The sequence below is a fragment of the Verrucosispora sp. SN26_14.1 genome (assembly GCF_004307965.1).
Classification (GTDB): Bacteria; Actinomycetota; Actinomycetes; order Mycobacteriales; family Micromonosporaceae; genus Micromonospora.
Genome location: NZ_SISL01000405.1, coordinates 1 through 5,354, shown reverse-complemented (window position 1 = coordinate 5,354; position 5,354 = coordinate 1). Strand labels below are relative to the sequence as shown.

The 5,354-nt window shown below is 71.7% G+C and carries 3 protein-coding genes; all 3 read left to right on the top strand.

Annotated elements, in window-relative coordinates:
• Positions 1–882 precede the first annotated feature (882 nt).
• A complete protein-coding gene (locus tag EYA84_RS25520) occupies positions 883–1,344 on the top strand; it encodes a fibronectin type III domain-containing protein (RefSeq protein WP_131056078.1) in 462 nt (153 codons plus the stop codon).
• A gap of 205 nt (positions 1,345–1,549) precedes the next feature.
• The gene (locus EYA84_RS25515) at positions 1,550–4,171 is read left to right on the top strand and encodes a fibronectin type III domain-containing protein (RefSeq protein WP_236145957.1); all 2,622 of its coding nucleotides are present in this window, start codon (positions 1,550–1,552) and stop codon (positions 4,169–4,171) included.
• Positions 4,172–4,196: 25 nt separating this feature from the next.
• On the top strand, positions 4,197–5,192 hold the full coding sequence (locus tag EYA84_RS25510; protein WP_131056076.1) for a MoxR family ATPase: 996 nt from the start codon (positions 4,197–4,199) through the stop codon (positions 5,190–5,192).
• Positions 5,193–5,354 lie beyond the last annotated feature (162 nt).

The window sequence follows — 5,354 nt, the reverse complement described above, 5'->3', positions numbered from 1 at the left end:
CCCCCCCCCCCCCCCCCCCCCCCCCCCCCCCCGACCGGTTGGGCGCCCGCGACCGCGCCGCCGCCCCCTCCCCCGCCTTATACCGGTCCCACGCATCAGCCGCCGGCACCGGGATTCCGCGGCATGCCCGCCACGAGCCCGACATCCGAGCCACAGGATCTGACCGCGCCGCTGCCCCAGCCGGGTCCGACCAGCGGGCCGACCGGCTACCCGTCGCTCAGCTCCGCGCCACCCAGTCATCCGCCCGCCAGCGGACCGCTCGGCTATCCGAGCGTCAGTGGGACGTCCGGCGACGCGACGGCCCACAGCCCAGCCGGCCATTCACCGGCCGACTATCCGGCGACCGGTGGCTCACCTGGGTACCCCCCGGCCAGCGGAGTACCGACCTACCCGCCACCTGGCGGACCCTTCAGCCACACCCCCGCTGTCGAGCAGTCGGGCTACCCGCAGACCGGCTACCCGGCGACCGGCTACCCGGCGACCGGCGGACCGACCGCACCGGAGCCTGTCAGCAGCCCGCCCGGTCACATCCCCGCCAGCGGCCCGCCGGTTTACGCCCCGACCAGCAGCCCGCCGACGAGTGGGCCCGGATACGCCCCGGCAAGCGGCCCTCCGGCCGGGACCCCGGCGGGCTACGGGCCGCCCGGCTACCCGGGTACCAGCACCACGCCAACGGCAGGCGCGGCCGGTTACGGTCCCGGAGGCGAACCCACCCAGCATCAGCCCTACCAGTACCCGCACCAGCAGCATCCGCAGGCAGCTGGCAGGCAGCAGCAGTACGACCCGGCCGGGCCGGCGACGTACCCACCAGGGCAGAGCGCCGCGTACCCGCCGCAGGCCTGGGGGCAACCGGGTGCTGCACAGTCAGCGTCGGCGGGGGGTATGGCGTTCCCGGTGGCGCAGTCGGGGTCGGGGCGCAATCGGGCGGCGATCGTGGTGGCGATCGTGGCCGTGGTGGTGGCGCTGGTCGCGGTGATCGGGCTCGGGGTGTTGATCGTGAACGATCGGCGGGCGGCGTCGCCGACGGCGCCCGCCGAGTCGTCGGCGGCGGATCCGGGTCCGCCGCCGACGGGGTTGGAGTTGCGCGATGATGCGGCCACGATCAGGTTGACGTGGACGGATCCGTCGGACGGGTTGGTGCCGTTCATGGTGGCCGGTGGGCGGGCCGGGCAGGCGTTGGGGGTGCTGGCCACGGTGGGTCAGGGGCAGACCAGTTACACGGTGAACGGGTTGAATTCGCGAGTGGACTACTGCTTTACGGTGTTGGCGGTGTACGGGACGAACGAGTTCGCGACGTCCAGTCAGGTGTGTACGACGCGGGAGTCCGGCGCGGGTCAGAACTGAGTGTCACTCGCGGTCGGTGGGTCCGGCGGGTCCTGGTGGGACAGTCGGGGCGGGACACGCCGACGACACGCCACGCTGGGTGTTCATCGGCGGACAGCATGGGTTCCCGGGGTGCGTGGCGTGACCATATGATGGCTCCCGGTTCAGGGGAGGGGTCGCCGTCTGGGGGCGCCACCGGCCAGGACGATACGAGAGGCAGCCGGTTGTGGCGAGCACTGACGAGGCCGTTCCGACCCGTACCGCCCGATCCCGGTCGCGGGTACGCGGTGGTCTGGTCACTGTGGGGACGGTGCTGGCGTTGCTGGCGGCGATGGGTCTGACCGTGCTGGGTCTGGGGTCGGCGGACAACGCGGTGGCCAGTTTCGACGCGAGTTCGTGGTTGTGGAGTTCGGCGCGTAGTGAGTTGGCGCGGGTCAACGGGGTGACCGCGCGGGTGGACACGCGGGTGGAGGTGCCGGCGGGTCGGCGGCATCCGATGCAGGTGACGCAGACGGATCGGGTGTTGGTGCTGCGGGATCTGCACACCGGTCAGATCAGCGCGTTGGACCTGGCGACGTTACAGATCACGGCGACCACGCCGACGGCGCCGGGGCTGGGTGTGAGTGTGGCGTTGCACGAGGATGCGGCGTTCGTGGTGGACGCGGTGCAGGGTGTGGTGCGCCAGTTGGATCCTCGGTCGTTGGCGCCGGTGGGTGAGCCGGTGCGGTATCCGCCGGGGATCACCGGTGGCGCGTTCGACGGTAAGGGTCGGTTGTGGATCGCGGTGCCGGCCGAGGGCACGGTCTCGGCGATCACTCCGGCGGTGCTGCCGTCGAAGTCGGCCGGGGGCGCGCAGGTGGGTCCGCAGCGGGTGGAGACGTACGACGTGGCGGGGGCCAGTCACGAGTTGGTGGTTTCCACGCTTGATGACGGTGTGGCGGTGCTGGACCGGACGGCCGGGGCGTTGGTGACGGTGGTGCGGGGTGAGACGCGCCGGACCGCGTTGGCGCAGACGTTGACGGGGCCGGGCACGATGCCGGTGCGTACGAGTGGGCCGGTGGTGCCGGTGACGGTGGCCGGGCAGCGGCAGGTGCACGCGATCACCGATGCCGGTGAGGTGCGCTCGTTCACGGTGCCGGGTGAGGGTGACCGGTTGAGTCCGGCGGTGGCCTGGGCGGGCCGGTTCTACTGTGCGGACGAGGCGTCGGGCACGGTGTACGCGTTCGACGCGGCAGGCACGTTGGTGGACACGATTCGGGGTCGGTGGCGGGGGCCGCTGGACCTGGAGGTGCGGGAGAACCATCTGTTCATCAATGCGCCGGAGGCGGCGACGGCTCGGGTGGTGGACGATTCGCACCTGGTGCGGGAGGTCGACAAGTACGCCAATGACGTGCTCGGTGGTGATCCGCCGGCGGAGCCTCCGCCGCCTCCGCCGCCGCCGAAGAAGCCGCAGGTGGGTAAGCCGGGTGCGCCGCGCAACGTGAGCGCGGCGGCCGGGAACGCGCAGGCGCGGGTGAGTTGGCGGCCGGCGCCGGCCAACGGCGCGGAGATCATCCGGTATGTGGTGGAGGGTGCCGGGCAGCGTCGCGAGGTGGGCGCGAACCAGCGGTCGGTGCAGATCAAGGAGTTGACCAACGGGGAGACGTACCGGTTCGCGGTGCACGCGGTCAACGCCGAGGGTGCGGGTCCGACGCGGACCAGTAATCCGGTGACGCCGACGGCGGCGGTGCCGGACGCGCCGGCGAGTGTGTCGGCGCAGGCCCGCGCGGACGGCACGGTGGTGGTGCGTTGGCCGGCGGCGAACGGGCAGGGCAACCGGATCGCCCGGTACGCGGTGACGGCGATGTCGGCGGGGACCAACGCTCCGGTCGGTGAGGCGACCGGTGAGGAGTTGGTGGTCAAGGCCGGTGAGTTGGAGTACGGCACGCAGTACGCGTTCACGGTGGTGGCGGTCAACGACAAGGGTGCGGCGTCGGAGTCGTCGCCGGTCAGCGACACGGTGGTGCCGTTCACGGTGCCGGGTGAGCCGCTGGAGTTGCGGGCCGGCACGGTCGGGGACCGGTCGGGGACGGTGTCGGTGCAGTGGGCGCCGGCAGCGGCCAACGGTCGGCCGGTGAGCGGGTACGTGGTGGAGGTGGGTGAGCGGCGTACCGAGGTGACCGACACGCAGACCACGGTCAGTGACCTGGGTGACGGGCAGAACGTGACGGTGCGGGTGCGGGCGGTCAACGAGGCGGGTGAGGGTCCGCAGGCCACGACGACGGCGCGGACGGTGGCGCCGCCTCGGGTGACGGTGACGGGGTCGTCGGCGACCGCGACGTCGGCGACGGTGACGTTCACCGTGGACGCCGGTGGTGGGCAGGCGACGTGCACCCTGGCCCGGTCGGGTCAGACGGCGCGTAGTGGTCCCTGTTCCAGCATCACGATGAACGGTCTGTCGCCGGGGACGGACTACACGTTCACGGTGACGGCGTCGAACGCGGCCGGTGACGGTTCGGCCCGCCGGGCACAGGCGACGGATGCGTTGTTCGGGATAGCCACCTGCAACAACGGGAGTTCCGGTGCGGAGGCGACGTACTGCGATCGGGACCGGGATGGCCGCAACGGCAATGAGATCTTCTCGGTGCCGAGGCAGGACAACGACCGGCAGGTCGGGTGGGCGCGGCCGGGTAACCGGTTGAAGGCGTACTGCCGGGTGCGGGGCGAAGAGGTGTACGCCTACATCTACAACAACGACAAGCGCAGCACCTGGTGGGTGCAGGTCGAGTACAGCGGACGTAACTACATCCCCTGGGCCTGGCTCAACCTGGAGGGTGGGGACGACATCGCCGTCCTGCCCACCTGCTGATCCAATTCGTCCGAGGAGCACCACCGTGAACAGCCACGAACCGCTCACCCAGCAGGAGGTGCAGGGTTTCGCCGCCCTCGCCGCGCGGCTGGCCGAGAACGTCAACTCGGTGGTGCTGGGTAAGCCGCAGGTGGTGCGGCTGGCGCTGACCGCTCTGTTCGCGCAGGGGCATGTGCTGTTGGAGGACGTGCCGGGGGTGGGTAAGACGACGTTGGCGCGGGCGATCGCGGCGACGGTGAAGGGGCAGTGGCGGCGGATCCAGTTCACGCCGGACCTGTTGCCGTCGGACGTGTCCGGGGTGACGATCTTCAATCAGGCGACCCGGGGGTTCGAGTTCCATCCGGGGCCGGTGTTCGCCAACATCGTGATCGCTGACGAGATCAACCGGGCGTCGCCGAAGACGCAGTCGGCGTTGCTGGAGGTGATGGAGGAACGCACGGTCACCGTCGACGGGGTACGGCATCCGGTGCCGCAGCCGTTCCTGGTGGTGGCCACGCAGAATCCGGTGGAGATGGACGGCACGTACCGGTTGCCGGAGGCGCAGTTGGACCGGTTCCTGGTGAAGCTGTCGGTGGGGTATCCGGACGAGTCGGTGGAGGTGGAGGTGCTGCGCGGGGCGACGGTGCGGTCCCCCGAGGCCCTCGCGGCGGTCACCGACACCGCCACCCTGGGTGAGATGGTGCGGATGGCCCTGCGGGTGCACATCGCCGAGCCGCTCTACGCGTACGCGGTGCGGTTGGCGGCGGCCACGCGTACGCATCCGCAGGTGCGGGTGGGGGTGAGCCCGCGGGGGGTGATCGCGTTGACGCGGGCGGCGTGCGCGTACGCGTTGATCGACGGTCGGGGCTGGATCATGCCGGAGGACCTCAAGACGTTGACCGAGCCGGTGTTCGCGCACCGGCTGCTGCTCACCCCGGACGCCCAGGTGCGGGGCGTGACCGCCGCCGACGTGTTGCGTCAGTCCGTCGCCTCGGTGCCGGTGCCGCTGCCGTCGGGGCAGCCCGCCCCGGCGCACCCCTGACCGCCGGGGCGTCTGTCGTGCGGATCACCGCCCGGGGAATCGGGCTGCTCGTGGCTGCGGTCGTGCTGGCCGGGGCCGGTTTCCGGTTCGCGTACCCGGAGTTGACGCTGCTCGGCGTGGCGGCCGGCGGCGCGGTCGTGGTCGCGACGGTGACCGCCGCGA

Excerpts from the sequence above, each read along its gene's own strand:
- EYA84_RS25520 (WP_131056078.1), top strand. The coding sequence starts at position 883 with ATGGCGTTCCCGGTGGCGCAGTCGGGGTCGGGGCGCAATCGGGCGGCG.